Below are 17563 nucleotides of genomic sequence, written 5' to 3'. Positions count from 1 at the left end.
GAAACCTCATCTGCACATGCCCTCCCATGTCAGAATACGAAGACGCCGCTGAGTAATACTCCTCAACCCCGCCCAATAATGGGCGGGGTTTGCCATAACCAATGAGAGCTCCGTTTCCGTTGTAGTTCGAACCAAGGTGATTGAGTCAGATGAAACATTATGTTGTGCGGAATGTTCATTCAAACTTGGCTGAGGTCTCTGCGGCGGCGGCTGAACGTACCCGGTACATCGACATCATTCTTCGGCACAGTGCCGACAAGGCTTCGGCGGAAATCATTGTAGAATTCTATCGCGCTTTGAACACGCTGATGGATGCACATTCCTATGTCGTCAATTTGCGCGTTCTGGCGGAGGAAAAGGTCGGGGGGCCACTCTACTGGGGTGGGCGAACGGCAATATTTTTGGGTGATTGGGAAAGCAGTTGGTGCCCGATTGGTGAACAAAGGGCCTGGGTTGCACAGGTGATGAACCTCTCTCCCAGAATACTCCTTGTCGGTGGTGCTGCGATGCTATTGGCCCAAACCAGCGATTCAGAACGAAAGGTGGCCGCCATTCACCCAAGTTTCGAGTCGGCGGCATGGGAACATGGAATAGTCAGCTGTGGACAGGCAACCTGTATTTCGGCCAACGGGCGTTTGCATAGTGCCATTACCTGCATCAGTGCCCTTCGATTGCTTGCCGAATTTGTCTCGATGGATCACGGAGAGCATCTTGCGGATGCGTTGTGCAGGTTTGTTGGCCTCAAAGAGCCAGAAAAGGCAATCGAGAGCCAGATCACCAACCGGCTAATTCGAAAAGCGAATGGGGATGAACTGGTCTCTTTCACGCTGGCGACCATGCTTGAAAATATCGAAGAGCCTTTGAAGATTTCCGAACTGTCCGAGGCGGTGGGCGCATCCACCCGCCAGCTTCAAAGAAGATATCTGTCCAAGACGGGCGCCAAGCTTTTAGACACATACAAAGAACTGCGTTTGGAACGAGCCCATAGCCTGCTGAAACACACTGATATGCCGCTTGCGGAGATTGCTACCGCGACTGGCTTTACCTCTCGTTCTGCGATGTCGCGTGCTTTCTTCAAATACTTTAAGATCAGACCGGAAGTGAGCAGGAACCAGCGATATCTCGGAAATGCGCCTGTTTAGCTTCTGATAACCGGATCATGTGTTTTCAGCGCGTTATGCAAAAATCACCAACACGCTAGGCGATCCATCCCTGGGCAACCTCATGTCGCCGTGCCAGATCCGCTGCCGTATCTTGTGCCATTTTTTTGCATTGAGTGAGGTCTGGGTAAGTTTGGGCCTGACGGGACAGCCAATTACCGCGCGCGGAAAATGAGGTCATTTGAGATGGGACAGGTCGGGCCAACTCAGAGCGCCCTGGCGCTATAGCGTAATCGGCCCTCAACAACCTGACAAAGCCGCGCGGGTGACCCATCGGGTCCGGATTGCATAGGAATCACAATTTAACATACTAACATATTAGTTGACATAAGAGGTGCGCCGCCTTAGCAACATGGGCTAAGCAGGCGGTGATGTGATGCAAGCACAAGGCGGCAAAGATGTTGTGGAAGGGGCGGCGCGCCACCGCGAGCCGCAAGGCAAGATTGTCGTGGCTCTGCGTGGCCAGCAGGCGAATGACCAACCTGCGCGTATTCCGGAAACTTCGTCTGAACCTGTTACGTGCGCTCACAGGTCTGGATTGGCGCAAATCCATGCCGGTCAGACCGTCGTCCGTTACGATCAGATCATCGAGCAAACCAAAGACGAGGTACTTGCCTTGAGGGGCGTCGCGTTTGCACCAATGCAGATCGAAGCCGTGATGTAATCTGCATGTGGCCCAGGGGAGAGGGGCAAATGGGAGATACTATTTCAAAGATGGTCGAAATGACCGGGATTGATAAGTTTTTTCCTGGCGTACACGCATTGAAATCCGTGCAGTTCGATCTTGAGCCGGGCGAAGTTCACGCACTTATGGGCGAGAATGGCGCTGGAAAGAGTACGTTGATGAAAATCCTGTCGGGCATTTACCAGCGCGACGGTGGGGTCCTGAAGATCGAAGGGCGGGAGGTCAGCCCGACAACGCCAAGAGAGGCTCAGGATCTGGGCATCGGCATCATTCATCAGGAGTTAAGCCTGATGAATGATCTGACCGTAGCGCAGAACATTTTTATCGGGCGCGAACCCCGCAAGAGCTTTGGTCGGCTGGACGAGGCCGCTCTGAACGCACAGACTGCCAGAATTTTTGCTGCGATGAACCTGAACCTAGATCCCAGGGCGTTGGTTGGGAGCCTGACCATCGCGAAACAGCAGATGGTCGAAATTGCAAAGGCTTTGTCGTTTCGATCCAAGGTTTTGATCATGGACGAGCCCACAGCGGCGTTGAATGATGCAGAGATTGCCGAACTTTTTGTCATTATCCGTCGTCTCAAGGCCGAAGACGTTGGCGTCGTTTACATCAGCCACAAGATGGACGAGCTCAAGCAAATTTCAGATCGTGTTACGGTGATGCGGGATGGCGAGTATGTTGGCACCATCGGCGCTGCCGAAACACCTATCAGCCAGATTATCGCGATGATGGTTGGCCGAGAGGTTAATGAAGAGCCTCTGGAAGTGCCTTGCCTGGGCGACGCAGAGGTATCGTTGCAGGTTACCGGGCTTAGCCGCAGCACCGAAATTCACGATGTCAGCTTCTCGGTCAAAAAGGGGGAAATTCTCGGATTTGCTGGCCTTATGGGTGCAGGACGAACCGAGGTTGCGCGCGCCATTTTCGGAGCTGACCCAAGAGACAGCGGCGAAATTCGGGTGCATGGCAAGGCGGTCTCGATCAGATCGCCCGCTGATGCGGTCAAGGCGGGGATCGGATATCTTTCAGAAGATCGTAAGCATTTCGGCCTCGCCACAGGTATGAATGTTCGGGACAACATCGCCTTGGCATCGATGGATCGCTTCACCGGTTCTGGCGGAGTTCTGAAGGACAGCGAAATCAGCGCGACTGCTAAAAGCTACATCAAACAACTGGGTATCCGAACACCTTCGGACGTTCAGGAAGTCCGGCTTTTATCGGGCGGCAACCAGCAAAAGGTCGTGATTGCCAAATGGCTTTTGCGCGACTGCGACATCCTGATTTTTGACGAACCCACCCGCGGTATCGACGTGGGCGCCAAATCCGAGATCTATAAATTGCTGGAAGAGCTTGCAGGGCAGGGAAAGACGATCATCGTAATTTCGTCTGAGCTGCCTGAGATCATGCGCCTCAGTCATCGCATCGCAGTGATGTGCGAAGGCAGGCTGACCGGAATTCTGCCCGGCGGCAAAGACACCACTCAGGAAGACATAATGCATCTGGCCACGCAACGGGCAGCGGCGATGCAGGTAACGGGGGCAGCACATTGACAACAGTATCGGATATCGAAAAGAAAAAGCCGCTCTCGGGCCTTGCGGATAGCGGCGCGTATCAAAAGCTGTTGGCTTTCGCCAGTTTGATTGTGCTGCTGATCGGGTTTTCCATCGCTTCACCCAATTTCATGCAAACATCCAATATGATCGCCATTCTTCAGGCGACATCGGTCAATGGTGTGCTGGCAGTGGCCGCGACTTTGGTCATTATTACCGGCGGTATCGATCTGTCGGTTGGAACATTGATGACGTTCTGTGCCGTGATCGCCGGCGTGGTCCTGACATATCTGGGGATGCCCCTGCTGTTGGGCGTGATAGCTGCCATTGCCGCCGGTGCGTTTTGCGGCCTGTGCTCGGGCACTTTCGTTGCCAAGATGAAAATCCCGCCCTTTATCGCCACGCTTGGCATGATGTTGATCCTCAAGGGCCTGTCGCTGGTCATCTCGGGTACGCGCCCGATCTATTTCAACGATACGCCCGGGTTCGATCAGATCTCGCGCGGGTCACTGATCGGAGAGATATTCCCCGCATTGCCGATCCCGAACGGTGTACTGATCCTGTTTCTGGTCGCTATTGCCGCTTCGTACATCCTCGGGCGTACAGTTCTGGGTCGCTACACCTTTGCGCTTGGCTCGAACGAAGAGGCCGTACGTTTGTCGGGCGTGAACACCGACATGTGGAAGATGCGCATCTATGCGTTGGCCGGAGCAATCTGCGGTGTCGCCGGTATTCTGATCGCCTCGCGATTGAATTCGGCACAACCCGCGCTGGGGCTGGGATACGAACTGGAAGCAATCGCTGCGGTGGTGATCGGCGGAACGTCTTTGTCCGGCGGGCGCGGCACCATCCTTGGTACGCTGATCGGCGCGCTGATCATGGCTGTGCTGACCAACGGCCTGCGCGTTTTGTCCGTAGCACAGGAATGGCAGACCGTCGTGACCGGCGCAATTATCATCCTGGCCGTCTACGCCGATATGGCACGACGTAGGAAGGCAGGTTGATCAAGTTCATTTGAGCAAAGACCAAAACGACCAACTGGAGGAGAAAACATGTTTTCACGTCGTTTCATTCTGGGTGCGCTGAGCGCCGCAACCCTGACAGGATCCGCCTCGATGGCGGTAGCAGAAGAAGTTTATATCCCGATGGTTTCCAAGGGCTTCCAGCATCAGTTCTGGCAAGCGGTGAAATCTGGTGCGGAACAGGCGGCCGATGAGTTCGATGTCAAGATCAGTTTCGAAGGCCCGGACAATGAAACAATGGTGGACCGCCAGATCGATATGCTGGCCGCTGCCCTGGCCAATAATCCCAAAGCGATCGGTTTTGCCGCTTTGGACAGTCAGGCTGCAATCCCGCTTTTGAAACAGGCGAATGAGAAGGGCATACCGATCATTGCATTCGACAGCGGCGTTGACAGTGATATTCCGGTTTCCACTGCTACCACCGACAATCTTGCAGCCGCTGGTCTGGCCGCGGACAAGATGGCCGAAAAACTGGGCGGGAAGGGCAAAGTGGCCGTTGTGGCACATGACCAGACCAGCCGTACCGGCATCGATCGTCGTGATGGCTTCGTCAATCGCATGGCCGAAAAGTATCCGGACATCGAGGTTGTCACGGTTCAATATGGCCAGGGTGACCATCTGAAATCGACCGAAGTCACCAAAGCGATCCTGACGGCAAACCCGGATCTGAACGGGATCTTCGGAACAAACGAGGGCTCAGCCATCGGCGTTGTAAATGGCGTACAGGAACTGGGCACCGAGGGGCTGGTCATCATTGGCTATGACAGCGGCAAGGCTCAGAAAGACGCGATCAAAAGTGGTCTTATGGCGGGTGCGATCACGCAGAATCCTGTGGGTATCGGTTACGAGACCGTGAAGGCTGCGGTTGCAGCTCTGAACGGTGAAGAGGTTCCGGAACTGATCGACACAGGTTTCTACTACTACGACGCCTCGAATATGGACGACCCAAAGATTTCGGCTGTTTTGTACGACTAAGGATATTCACCCATATCGACCAATCTGGCCCGCCTTTTCGGGTGGGCCAGACATGGATGCAGAATTTTCGAAGCATTCGGCCAACGTCCATTGCAGATGGCGTGATGCAAGAAGTGATCCAGCTTCGCAGGGCAGAAACCTCCCACCTGAAGTTGACGCGAAAGTCGCACTGAATGCAGACCCCTATTGAGATGGTGCTGTCGGGGAAGTTCTGGGCATACCGTGTTCTTCCTTGCATGGTCGGCACATGGAAGCGTATCTCTGCGAGGCATCGTTGGGTCTGCCAATTGTCAGTGTCGATCCCAAAACGGTCCGATGTGAACGCCCGCCGGCGCATGTCGGCTAACCGTCGTTGGTCTGAGGCCAACAGCTGGTTTGGGTGCGTAAAGAGATGCAGAAGATCGCAGCCAAGCGGTGCGGGTGTGATTTTGCCGGATTGACGTAGTACGTGAACGCAAAAAAACGTTATGATCCACTAATATTCTCGATCGCCTTTGCGGCAAGGAGAAGCTGAGCGTCTCACGATGAAGCGAGAGGGAGCGAGGCCCGGCCAACACTGGCTTGCGGACTACCTGACCAACACGTTCGAGGCTTGGATCAGCAACAGCCTTGTTTTGATTCTACATTTCAATTCAACTGCCAATAGGCTTGGAAACCTGGAAGTGGTTATTTGCCAGATTTTCCGGGCTTGCCAAATGGAGCGCGCAAAATGAACCAATCCGACGATCGTCGTGTGACATTACCGGCTGGAACGAAATGGGCGTTTCTTGAGGAAATTGCGTCTTTCACGTCTGATACATCGGACCCAGATCGTGTGCTCTGCGAGATTGTGAGCAGATTGAAGGCAGCGTTAAATATAGAAGACTGCAAATTGGCCATGCTTAGCGAAGGCGGGGCCTTTTACTATGAAGGCGCGTTGCAGGATTCTCAAAACGATCGGGTTATCTGGAACGGCACCCTTGTTCCGGTCTCGCATGGCTACGTCGGCGAGGTCTTGCACAGTGGAAAACCGGGGCTGTTTCGCGACACGCTGAGCGACGAAAGTTCGGATGAAACCTCGGTTTCTGTTGTGCGTGTGGTGTTACCAATAAAGGCTCTTGGCAGGGTTGTGGGGGCCTTCTCATTTCGCGCCGGTCAATCTGCGGATCTTGCAGAGGATGTTATTGACCTTGCTGAAAGCGCTGCGGCGCACTGCGCCATAGCCATCCTTGACAAGCAGATGGAACAAACGGCGCATGGCGGGATCGTCGATGCCATAAACACAATTCCAGAAGGTTTTGCCCTGTACGATTCCAGTGACCGGTTGGTTCTGGCGAACCAAACCTATCGAAAGATGCTGTATCCGGGACATGAAGATCTGGTAAAACCGGGGATGACGTTCGAGCAAGTCGTTCGAAAGGCCCTGTCACTCAACGTCATCTCGGATGCCATCGGTCGTGAAGAAGAATGGCTGGCCCAACGGCTGAAACGTCATGACAATCCTGAAGGCACCCAGATGCAAAGCCGGACCTCCGGGGGTTGGATTAAAATCAGTGAGCGTAAGACCCGAGATAACGGAACCGTCGCGATTTACAGCGATGTGACTGAACTGAAGAAAGTCGAAGCTCGTAATGCCGAGCTTGCTCAGATACCGGAAGAAAACCCGAACCCGGTAATGTGTATCAGCAGTGACGGCAAGTTGCTCTTTGCGAATAAAGCGAGTGACCCCATGCTGGATGCCTTGGGTCTAGAGGTCGGTGCGGATGTCACCGAGGAGTGGTTGGCCCGCGTCAAGACAGGGCTAAAGGAAGACAAACGGCAGGACTTTGAATGTCACGCCGATGGATTGGTCTACGCATTGCTGCTCTGGCCGGTGCCTGATGCCAAGCACGTCAACCTTTATGGGCGGGACGTCACGCAACTGAAGCAGGCAGAAAAGCGGATGCAAGAATTGGCGCGTATCCCTGAAGAGAACCCCAACCCGGTGTTGCGCATCACCGATCAGGGCAAATTGGTATATGCCAATAGGGCAAGCGCTCCATTGATCAAAGCGCTGCAGCTGAAGGTTGGCGATCGTGTAGGAACAGGTTGGCGCACGCGTGTCGCTAAAGGTTTGCACGAAGATCAACGGCAGGATTTTGAGTATGAGGCCGGTGGTCTGATCTATGCCCTTTTGCTGTGGCCCGTTCCGGAGGGTGGTTACGCGAATATTTACGGCCGCGATATTACCACTCAGAAGCAAGTCGAAAGCGAACTCCGCGTGGCGAAGGATATCGCGGAAACTGCGAACAAAACCAAAAGCACATTCCTCGCCAATATGAGTCACGAGCTTCGCACGCCATTGAATGCGATCATCGGATACAGCGAGTTGATGCTCGAGGAAGCCATTGACCAGAATGATGAGGCAAACCTGAGCGATCTTCGAAAAATTCAGTCTGCTGGTAAACACCTGCTTGCGCTGATTAACGACATTCTGGACCTGTCCAAAATCGAAGCCGGCAAGATGGAGTTCAATCTGGAAACCTTCGACGTCTTCCAGATGATCATGGACGTTAAAACCACCGTCCAACCATTGGCCGAGAAGAACGGCAATGCGCTTGAGATAGCATGTCCCGATGATATCGGCGAAATGGTCTGCGACCTGACCAAGGTGCGTCAAGCGCTGCTCAACCTGTTATCCAACGCATGCAAATTCACTGAAAACGCGATGATCACACTTTCGGTTCGTCGGTCGAATGAACCAGATCATCTGGAATTTGCGGTCACCGATCAGGGTATCGGAATGTCGCCAGAACAAGTCGACAAGGTTTTTGACGTATTCACACAGGCGGATTCCTCCACGACGCGCAACTATGGCGGTACGGGATTGGGGTTATCGATCACCAAGGTCTTCTGCGAACAATTGGGCGGCAGCATTCAATGTTCGAGCACGCTTGGCGAAGGGTCGACTTTTACAATTCTTCTTCCAGGTATCTGCCGCGATCCGTCAACCGATCTGTTGCAGGACACGGGATATTCTGAAGACGATCCTGACAGCGATCCAAATGCTCCATTGGTTCTGCTGATTGATGACGATCCGACGGTACATGACCTTTTGGGCCGGCGGTTGCGCAGGGAAGGATATCGTACGCTTGCCTCGACTAAAGGCGAGGATGCGTTGCGGCTGGCCCGAAAAGCCAAGCCCGATGCCATTACGCTGGATGTATTCATGCCCGGGATTGATGGCTGGGCCGTGCTTTCTAAACTGAAAGAGGATCCGGAACTTGCTGGCATTCCGGTCATCATGCTGACATTCGCAGAAGATCGCACCAGGGGACTGTCGCTGGGCGCCAGTGATTATCTGGGCAAACCCATAGACACGATCGAACTGCTGAACGCCCTGAAAGAACATTGTCCGGCCCTGCCGACCCATTGCGCTCTGGTCGTGGAAGATGAGGCTGCAACGCGTGAAATGCTCTGCCGCGTTTTGGGGAAGGAAGGCTGGCACGTTAAACAGGCGGTTAATGGGCTGGATGCACTTCAGCATCTTTCCAAAGCGGTGCCGGATGTCATTTTGCTGGATCTCATGATGCCCGCGATGGATGGGTTTGAGTTTCTGGCGCGGATGAGGAAAAACCCGGAATGGAAGGGCATTCCTGTCATTGTGGTCACCGCGAAAACCCTCTCAAACGATGATCGCGCGCGTCTGAATGGCTCTGTCGAGACGCTGATTAACAAGGACGGAGATGAAATTGAAACCATTCTTAATCAGTTGAACGAAGTCCTCATTGCGTCCCGATCTGCATCCGCATGGAGTCCTAAACTGTGAATGATGGCCCGGAAATCGAAGCGCAACACGAACAGGCGGTGTGGTTGGCGAATTTGCGCCAAAACCTGATCTCTCCGGTAAGCGTTATCGTCGGTCTAAGCGAAATGCTTCAAAGCGAATCCGGGTGTCAGGCGCATGAAGAGTTGACCTCGGACTTGAACAAAATTTCCCAAGCTACGACCGAACTGAACGCTTTGGTCGACCAGTTGTTGCATCCTGAGATGGCCCTGAAACTAACGGTTAGCGTTGATGAAGGCGTGAAACGGCTGCGTCACGATTTGCGTACCCCGATGAACGCGATCAAAGGCTACAGCGAGATGTTACTTGAGGATTTGGATGACCTGAATGCAGAACATCTGGCGCCGGACTTGCTTGGGCTTTTGGAGCATACCGAAAACCTTTTGCAACACATCGATAGGCTTGCGGCTTTGTCCGGCGATGACCTCAGGATGTCTGACACGCCACGGGAAACTGCGGCAATGTTTGCGAGTCTGGTTCAGAGTATGCAGCCCCTCGCACCAATCGCCGATAATGTTGCACTAACCGGCGACATTCTCGTCGTCGATGATATTGGGGCCAACCGGGATTTGCTCGCCCGCCGGTTAAAGAGGGACGGGCATCGCGCCTGGACCGCTGACAGCGGCTATACCGCTCTTGAAATGATGTCCCGACAATCGTTTGATCTGATTCTGCTTGATCTGATGATGCCGGACATCAACGGTTTTGATGTCCTGGCACGATTGAAAGAGGATGACGGCCTGCGCGATATACCCGTTATCATGATTTCGGCTCTGGACGAGATCGAAAGCGTCGCGCGCTGCATTGAGGCCGGTGCCGAGGATTACCTGCCCAAACCTTTCAATCCGATCCTGTTGCATGCCCGGATCAGCGCGGCGCTCGAGAAAAACCGGTGGCGGGAACGCGAGCGCCACTACATAGAGATGATGGAAGCGGAGAAGCAAAAGTACAAAGATCTTTTGCTTAGCATTCTGCCACAACAGATCGTGACCCGGCTGAACGACGGTGAAGCCACAATCGCCGACCGCCATAACGATGTCACGGTCCTCTTTTCCGATATCGTCGGTTTTACCGAGATGTCCGCCAAGCTGCCCCCGGCACAAGTGGTTTATTATCTAAACCGGATATTCTCGGGTTTCGACAAAACGGCGACAGAGCTTGGCGTTGAAAAAATAAAGACGATCGGCGATGCGTACATGGTCGCTGCCGGGGTGCCAGACGGTCGTGATGATCATGCTGAAGTGATCGTCGAGATGGCCCTTCGGATGCTTGATCAGGTCGAGGCGCTGAATCTCGAAGCGGACCACCCGATGCACATCAGGATTGGCGTGCATAGCGGGCCGGTGGTTGCAGGAATAATCGGGTCGCATCGTTTCCTGTACGATGTCTGGGGGGATACCGTTAATTTCGCCAGCCGCCTTGAATCAACAGGTGCGCCTGGTCGGGTACAAGTGTCCGAAGCTACCGCCGGACTGATCCGGCATCGTTTTGAAATCTCTGAACCCATCGACACAAGAGTAAAGGGCAAAGGTCAGGTCAGAACCCATTATGTCGCCCGTCGCAAAACCGCTGTGGAATAAGCGGTTCTCTATCAGGGCGCAGGTAGCAATCTTCCCATTTTTTCCAGCAAACGGCTCAGTTCAACGGGTTTGGTATCGAAGTCATCACAACCGGCTGCAAGCGCCTTTTCCCGATCGCTGGCCATCGCATGCGCGGTCAGCGCAACCACCGGGATCGAGGCCGTCTCGGGCGTTGCCTTGATACGCCGCGTAGCTTCCCAGCCATCAATTTCCGGCAGGCTCATATCCATCAAGATGATATCCGGAGATTCGCTGCCGGCCATAGAGACACCCTCTAACCCATCCCTCGCAGCAACGACCTGAAACCCTTTGCGTGTCAATCTGCGTGAAAGCATGTCGCGGTTCATTTCGTTGTCTTCTACCAACAGAACTTTAGTCAATATTTCCCCCTCGCGCCTTTGCGCGTGTTGACTGCCTGATGGTTGAGCACGCATCGCGACTTGTGTTCGAAGCGCGCCCTGCCGCCGAGGCGTGCAAACCTTACCGGTCGGTGCATTCTTTCATCAATTCAACATCGCGCAAAGAAAATTTGGAGAACCGGCGTCGCCGCACATTCCCTGGGTGTAGTGATGGGCATGATCCATAGCGTCTGGATGTCAAAACTGCTCCAGTTTCCTTCTCGCCATCGGGTAGCAATCTGGGCCTTCTGGGCGGATATCTTGCCCAGAAGACGCAGTTTCTCTCCGCTCTGGTTTGCGATGAATGCGGTCGACAATTTCAGGCCAGGCTTGGTGATATCTCGCCTTCACGGCGAGCGACAAACGCGTCGAGTTCTTCGATCCGAGCAGAATCCAACGTGGGAGACTGGTAATCCGCAAGCAGCCGTTTCGCCTTTTCCGCAGCGCGTTCGGGCATGCTTTGGCAGCCTTGGGCCTGCCATTGCTCGAACGCTTCGTAGTCCAGAACCTCAGGGGCGATAAAAGCGTCCTCGAAATGTTCCAGCGTGAAGGCGTCGCCCAGATAATGCCCGCCGGGGCCGACGCGGCGTACCGCCTCCATCGCCTGACCCAGACGGTCGAAATTCACCCCTGCCGCGTATTTCGCCATCAGCAGGTTCTGTTCGCCGTCCGCCACCAGTTTGGCGATGCAGTGCACCATGCCTGCTTCGTCCCAACCGCCTGCGTGCAGCAGGAAATTGGCGTTCGAGGTCAGCGCCGCCATATAGGATGTGGCCGATTCATAGCCCGATTGCGCATCAAATGTCTTGGACGAGGCTTGCGAGGCGGTGGTGCGCCATGGGATATTATAGCGGCGCGCCAGTTGGCCCACGATGGCGTTGATCTGGCTGACCTCGGGCATCCCCGACATCGGCGCGCCGGATTTCATCGATACGGACACGGAATACTGGCCGTAGATCGTCTTGGTGCCGGGTTTAACCAGCTGCGTATAGGCGATGGCGGCAATCGCCTCGGCGTTCAGTTGCGCAACTGTCGCCACCACATCGGCGGGCGTGTTGGCCGCGCCCAGCACGAAGGGCGAGCACAGAACCACTTGACCGGCTTCGGCATAGACCCGCAGCCCTTCCAGCATGGTGGAATCCCAGACCAGCGGTGAGTTGCCCGAGATCTGCCCCATCAGCACCGCGTTGTGGCGCAGGAACTCGTCGCCATAGACGATCCGGGCCATGGTGATGGAATCCTCAGCCCGTTCCCGCCCGGTGGTCAGGCCGAAAGTGGCCAGATCGGTGTCGACCAGATTGGTGCGGTTGATATGCAGGTGCCGCCAGGGCACGGCGATATCGGTGGGCTCGCAGGCGAAACCGGTGGCCATGTGAAAGCCGGGGCTCATCTGGATGATCTTGTTGAGCCGTTGCAGGTCCGCGAGGGTGGAAAACCGCCTTGTGCCGTCCAGATCGCGAATGTTCGGCGCGCCCTGCATCGGGCAGAAGCTGACGGTGTCGACGCCGATCTCGAAGCGGGTGTTTTCGCCCCGCCCGGTCATTTCGAACCGTTCGGGAGCCTTGGCCAGCAAGCTGTCCACCAGTTCACCGTCCAGATGAACTCGTTCGCCACGAACATCGGCGCCAGCGTCGCGCCATTGACGCAGGGCGACCTCATCGCGGAAGTCGATGCCCACCTCTTTCAGAATCCACAGCGAGGCCCGATGGATACGTTCCAGCTCATCAGCGCTGACCAGTTCGGTGGGCTTCAGCCCATAGCGGATGGTGCTGAGGCGCGGGGTGATCTCGGTCTCGCGGTGGGTCTTGCGGGCGGCGCGGCCACGACGGGCAGGACGCGGAGCGGTCATGACGGCCTCTGGCTTACCAATGCGGTGTGACGCAGCCCACCTGCATCGGTCCGGGCAAAGGTGATGGCGTTGTCGATCTCGGACAGATCGAAATGGGTGGCGGCAAAGCGCGACAGGTCCAGCGCGCCGCTTTCGATCAAGGCAAGCAGCCGTAGCAACATGTCGGGCGTGAACCAGAACGAGCCGGTCAGCGTATTACCGTTCCGCATCAGTGCAGCGGTGTCCACCGGCAGCGGCGCGGTCAGCGCGCCGACGAAGCTGGCGCAGCCATAACGGCGCAATCGGGCGATCAGGGCGGCGGTGGTTGCGGTTTCGTCGCCTCCGGCGCAGTCCAGCAGCATGTCCAGCGGGCCAGTGTCCGAGACATCGCCGATGCGCACACGGGCGGGATCAAGCGCCACCAGTTCACGCAGGATTGCATCGCGGCGGCCAAAGACCTGCACCACGCCCGCACCCATGGCTAACGCCAGCGCGACTGCGCCGGATCCGACCAGACCGGCGGCACCGTTGATGGCCAGCGTCATGCCGGGCTGAAACCCGCCACGCTCCAACCCCGCCAGCGCGGTGCCGAGCCAGCCCAAACGGCACAGGATATCGGCGGAAGCGGCGATGGAATCAGGGATCGGGGTGAAACAGGTTTCGGGGGCGTGGATCAGCTCGGCAAAGCTGCCATCGGGCCAGTCGGCCATGGCGGGTTGTGCGTCAGGCGCGACGGCAAAGCAGCCCAGAAAACCGTGATCGGCCTGCGGCAGGGTGGGGTCATTGCTGCCGGTATAGGCATCGAAATAGACGCGCTGACCGGGTTGCAACCGGTCCGAGCCCTGTTCCACCACACCCACAGCACATTGACCCGGCACGAAAGGCCGGGGCGGCGTCATCCACGCGCCCGAGGGCAGCGCCGCCATGTACGAGGCCACCAGCGCCGCCTGCATCCGCACAACGGCCCCGCCCGCGCGCAGGTCGGGCGCGGGGATGTCCTGAACCTCGAACCGGTCCGAGCCTTGGGTGATCCGCACCGCGCGCATGTCAGGCGTCCAGCGGGGCAAGGGTGGCGATCATTGCCGCCTCGGCCTCGGCCGATAAGGGGCGTAGCGGGCGGCGCACATTGCCCAGCCCGAAGCCACGGTGTTTTGCGGCCACCAGAACGCATTGCATGTAATCATGGGTCCAGATGTGCAGCAGCGAGGGCAGCATTTTTTTCCACAGCGCCAGCGCGCCGTGCAGATCGCCTTCGGCCACCAGCGCATAAAGCCGCACCGCCTCGTGCGGCATGTAATTCGCGCCGCCCCAGATGCAGCCATGCGCACCGGCCATCAACGCAAAGACAGTGGTGGTGTCACACCCGTTCAGCACCTTGCAGCCATCGCTCAGATACTGCTGATGCACGGTCATGTCGCCGCCGCTGTCCTTGATGTAGTTGAAGTTCTGCAACCCGCTCAACCGGCTGAACAGCGCGGGCGAGACCGACAGACCGGTCGCTTGCGGAATGTTGTAGCCGACGATATCGATGCCGACCTCGGCGTCGATCTCGCGGTAGAATTCGAATAGCCCGTCGTCATCCACCGGACCTTCCAGATAGGGCGGCAGGATCATCAGCGCATCGGCGCCTTGTTCCTGCGCGTGGCGTGAGCGGCGGGCGACCTCCTCCATATTCAGGGCCGAAGTCTGGCAGATCGCATTGCAGCGTCCATCGATATGAGCGATGCCCGCCTCATAGAACCGGTTGCATTCCGCTTCGGTCAGATAGGGGTGCTGGCCGGTGCCAGAACCCAGAACCAGCCCCTGCACACCCGCGTCGACATAGGCATCGATCAGGCGTTTGACCTCGTCGAAATCAATGCTGCCGTCATTGGCAAACGGGGTCTGCATGGCCAGGTTGATGCCTGCGAGATCTGCCATTCCTTGCTCTCCTGTCAGGTTTCTTTTCCGGCCCTGAGGAACCGGTACTTGGTGGTTGCCCGCACCCCGATCTCGGTGATCCAGTCGGGCAGGCCGCGATTGGGTTTGGGGCGGCTGTTCAGAATGTCGATACTGCGCGAAGTTTGTCCCAATGCAAGCTCGGCCAGCGCCTTGCCGAAACCGGTGCCGCGTGCGACGCCAGTGCCATTGCAGAAGGCGGCGCCGAACACGCGGTCGCCCAGTTCGCCAAATACCATGCCGCCGTTATGGGCCATGGTCAGCAAGCCGCCCCAACTGTGGTCGTAGCCGATATGTGACAGCTCGGGATAGCGGCGGTCAAAGGCCACCTGATGGTGTTTGCGGGCGTAATCCACGTCCGACAGATGCGATTTGAATCCACGTGCGTAGGAATAAACGTTGCGCAGAAACAGGCGGTTGTCATGGGTCAGCCGCATGGTAGTGCCGAAGCTTTCCGCCGGGATCACCCCGAACGGCCCGCGCGCGCCGACCTGTGCCAACTCGTCCGTGCTCAGCACCCGTGTCATCGAGCCATAAGTGTAGACGGGAATGGCGGTGTGATCGAAGAACCCGCATTTGGTCAGATAGGCGGCGTTGCACAGCAGCACGTGACGGGCGCGGATCACTCCGCCGGGCGTTTCGCAGACATGATGCTGGGGGGAATAAGTAATGTCAGTCACGGGCGACTTTTCATGGACGCAGACGTTTTCAGGCAGCGCCTGCATCAGCCCAGTCAGATATTTCGCCGGCTGCAGCAGCACCGTGCCCGGCGTGTGAATCGCCGAGTGGTAATGGCGCGATCCGGTGATGGCCTGAATTTCATCCTCGCTGACCCATCTGTGGTCCTTGCCGATCTGGGTCAGGGCCTGAGACATCTCCTCAAGGCAACGCTGGCCGCGCGGGGTGGCAGCAGCGTGGTATTTGCCGGACGGGTCCCAGTCACAATCGACGCCCAGCTCCTCGACCGCCGATTGCATATAGGCGATGCCTTCGGAATTGATGTGGAACTCTTCTTCGTTGCCCTTGCGGTCTTCGGCGAAGTGCTTGTTGCGGGGGTTATGCGCCAGATCGATGGCGAATCCGGCGCAGCGCCCGGCGGCATTGTCGCCAATCCGACCCGCATCCACCAGCGCGATACGGGCGTCGGTTGCCAAATCTCCCAACCGCCGCGCCGCATGCAAACCCATCCATCCGCCGCCGACCACGAGATAGTCACAGGTAATGTCAGTATCCAACGGCTGAGCGGCTGGTCGCGCCCCCAGCGCGGCGTACCAGCCGGACCGGGTTGGCTCCATATGGACAGGCAAAATGTTCATGCGGCGACACTTAGGCGATTACTCTGCAAGGCTGTAGATACTCGTTTCTAATATAGCTATAAGCATGAGTTATGTCAGGACTTCGCAAACTCCTCCCGTCACCGAATGCGCTGATCGCTTTCGAGGCTGCCGCGCGGCTCAGCAGTTTCAATCTGGCGGCGGCGGAACTGGGCATCACTCAACCAAGCGTCAGCCAGACCATCAAGGCGATGGAGGCGCAGCTGGGCGTGCAGCTGTTTGAACGCGGCAACCGGGGTGTCCGGATGACGTCGGCGGGGGCCGAGTTGATGGCTGATGTCGAACCGGCGCTGAAACAGATTGAGACCCGGCTGCGCGCGCTGGCGCGACGCAACAGTCATACGCTGACGGTGGCGGCTTCGACCTCGGTATCGGCGCAGTGGCTGCTGCCGCTGACAGCCGCCTTTCAGCGCGCGCATCCCGAGGTGCATGTGAAATTGGTCACCACCGACCGCAATATCGAACCGGGGGACGAGATCGACCTGACCATCCGGCGTGGCCCGCTGAACTGGGACCGCCCCAACAGCTGGCACCTGTCGGACGAGGTTCTGTATACGATCTGCAGCAACGCTTATCTTGAGCGAAAAGGCCCGGTGCGCGATCTGGATGATCTGGCCAATCACGACATCATCCACAATGCCGAACCGTTCCGTAATCGCATGAACTGGCAGGAATGGCTGGCCTCACAGGATCGTCCCGAGCTGCAGATCCCACAGACACTGGTGCTGGATGATTATCAGTTGGTGATTCAGGCTTGCCTTGCCGGGGAAGGCATTGCTCTGGGCTGGTCCTTTACGACCCGGGCGCTTGTCGATCAGGGCATTCTTGTGCAGCCCTTGGCACACAGCGTGCGCACAGATCATGCGTTTTATATTCTGGGGCCAAAATCGACGGAAATGTCGCGCCGCAAAGCCAACTATATTGATTGGATCAAGGCGGGCGTTAATCAGGGCTATGGCGTAATCTCAGCGACACCGGATCTGTTGCAAAGTTCCGACCAATTCGCTCCGTGCAGCGAGAGTAAGTGCGACTGACAACGGTTATCAACTAAGGCCGGTGTCCGGGAGCGCTCCGATTACAAGGGTCACATGGTTCAGACGACGAATTTCGCTTCGCTGCCATCGCCCGGAACCTTAAGAAATTGTTCAGAAATTTTCTGGCGCTGTGGCACCACGCAAAACCTGATCAGAAAGACATTCGCATCGCCATAAAATCACTGCTTCCTGTGCCTGTAAGGCTTTGATCATAAGCAATATTTGTGAACTTCGCGCGATTGACATCAATGTCAGGT

Annotated in this window: 13 protein-coding genes; 8 read left to right on the top strand and 5 right to left on the bottom strand. The window is 56.6% G+C overall.

Features of this window, described 5'->3' with window-relative positions:
• Window positions 1–149 precede the first annotated feature (149 nt).
• The 7 genes from ACR0K9_RS11015 to ACR0K9_RS10985 all read left to right on the top strand — a co-directional run bounded on the left by ACR0K9_RS11015 (window position 150) and on the right by ACR0K9_RS10985 (window position 10774).
• On the top strand, window positions 150–1142 hold the full coding sequence (locus ACR0K9_RS11015; protein ID WP_480823123.1) for a helix-turn-helix domain-containing protein: 993 nt from the start codon (window positions 150–152) through the stop codon (window positions 1140–1142).
• 394 nt (window positions 1143–1536) lie between these two features.
• Complete coding sequence (locus tag ACR0K9_RS11010; RefSeq protein ID WP_480823122.1) at window positions 1537–1824, top strand: hypothetical protein; 288 nt, start codon at window positions 1537–1539, stop codon at window positions 1822–1824.
• A gap of 59 nt (window positions 1825–1883) precedes the next feature.
• Window positions 1884–3392: a sugar ABC transporter ATP-binding protein gene (locus ACR0K9_RS11005; protein ID WP_480713389.1), complete on the top strand. Its 1509-nt coding sequence runs from the start codon at window positions 1884–1886 to the stop codon at window positions 3390–3392.
• On the top strand, window positions 3389–4396 hold the full coding sequence (locus ACR0K9_RS11000) for an ABC transporter permease (RefSeq protein ID WP_480535973.1): 1008 nt from the start codon (window positions 3389–3391) through the stop codon (window positions 4394–4396). The genes ACR0K9_RS11005 and ACR0K9_RS11000 overlap by 4 nt, the downstream gene beginning before the upstream one ends.
• A 48-nt stretch (window positions 4397–4444) precedes the next feature.
• The gene (locus tag ACR0K9_RS10995) at window positions 4445–5389 is read left to right on the top strand and encodes a substrate-binding domain-containing protein (RefSeq protein WP_480535974.1); all 945 of its coding nucleotides are present in this window, start codon (window positions 4445–4447) and stop codon (window positions 5387–5389) included.
• 709 nt (window positions 5390–6098) lie between these two features.
• Window positions 6099–9176 (top strand): response regulator, encoded by a 3078-nt coding sequence (locus ACR0K9_RS10990; RefSeq protein WP_480823120.1) that lies wholly within the window; start codon window positions 6099–6101, stop codon window positions 9174–9176.
• The gene (locus tag ACR0K9_RS10985; protein ID WP_480823118.1) at window positions 9173–10774 is read left to right on the top strand and encodes an adenylate/guanylate cyclase domain-containing protein; all 1602 of its coding nucleotides are present in this window, start codon (window positions 9173–9175) and stop codon (window positions 10772–10774) included. The genes ACR0K9_RS10990 and ACR0K9_RS10985 overlap by 4 nt, the downstream gene beginning before the upstream one ends.
• Window positions 10775–10785: 11 nt before the next feature.
• On the opposite strand, the gene ACR0K9_RS10980 is transcribed toward ACR0K9_RS10985, so the two are convergent.
• The 5 genes from ACR0K9_RS10980 to ACR0K9_RS10960 form a co-directional block, all read right to left on the bottom strand.
• Entirely contained in the window at window positions 10786–11154 is a 369-nt protein-coding gene (locus tag ACR0K9_RS10980) for a response regulator (protein WP_480823116.1), read from the bottom strand.
• A gap of 337 nt (window positions 11155–11491) precedes the next feature.
• The gene (locus tag ACR0K9_RS10975) at window positions 11492–13021 is read right to left on the bottom strand and encodes a trimethylamine methyltransferase family protein (RefSeq protein ID WP_480823114.1); all 1530 of its coding nucleotides are present in this window, start codon (window positions 13019–13021) and stop codon (window positions 11492–11494) included.
• Window positions 13018–14067 (bottom strand): zinc-binding dehydrogenase, encoded by a 1050-nt coding sequence (locus tag ACR0K9_RS10970; protein WP_480823112.1) that lies wholly within the window; start codon window positions 14065–14067, stop codon window positions 13018–13020. The genes ACR0K9_RS10975 and ACR0K9_RS10970 overlap by 4 nt, the downstream gene beginning before the upstream one ends.
• Window positions 14048–14920: a dihydrodipicolinate synthase family protein gene (locus ACR0K9_RS10965; RefSeq protein WP_480823110.1), complete on the bottom strand. Its 873-nt coding sequence runs from the start codon at window positions 14918–14920 to the stop codon at window positions 14048–14050. The genes ACR0K9_RS10970 and ACR0K9_RS10965 overlap by 20 nt, the downstream gene beginning before the upstream one ends.
• 14 nt (window positions 14921–14934) lie before the next feature.
• Window positions 14935–16254, bottom strand: a complete 1320-nt coding sequence (locus ACR0K9_RS10960; RefSeq protein WP_480823108.1) for an NAD(P)/FAD-dependent oxidoreductase — start codon at window positions 16252–16254, stop codon at window positions 14935–14937.
• A gap of 71 nt (window positions 16255–16325) precedes the next feature.
• Between ACR0K9_RS10960 and ACR0K9_RS10955 the strand changes: the two genes are divergently transcribed.
• A complete protein-coding gene (locus ACR0K9_RS10955; RefSeq protein WP_480823106.1) occupies window positions 16326–17306 on the top strand; it encodes a LysR substrate-binding domain-containing protein in 981 nt (326 codons plus the stop codon).
• Window positions 17307–17563: the final 257 nt, after the last annotated feature.

This window comes from Ruegeria sp. L12, from assembly GCF_056531745.1.
This window is presented reverse-complemented; position numbering and strand designations above follow the sequence as displayed.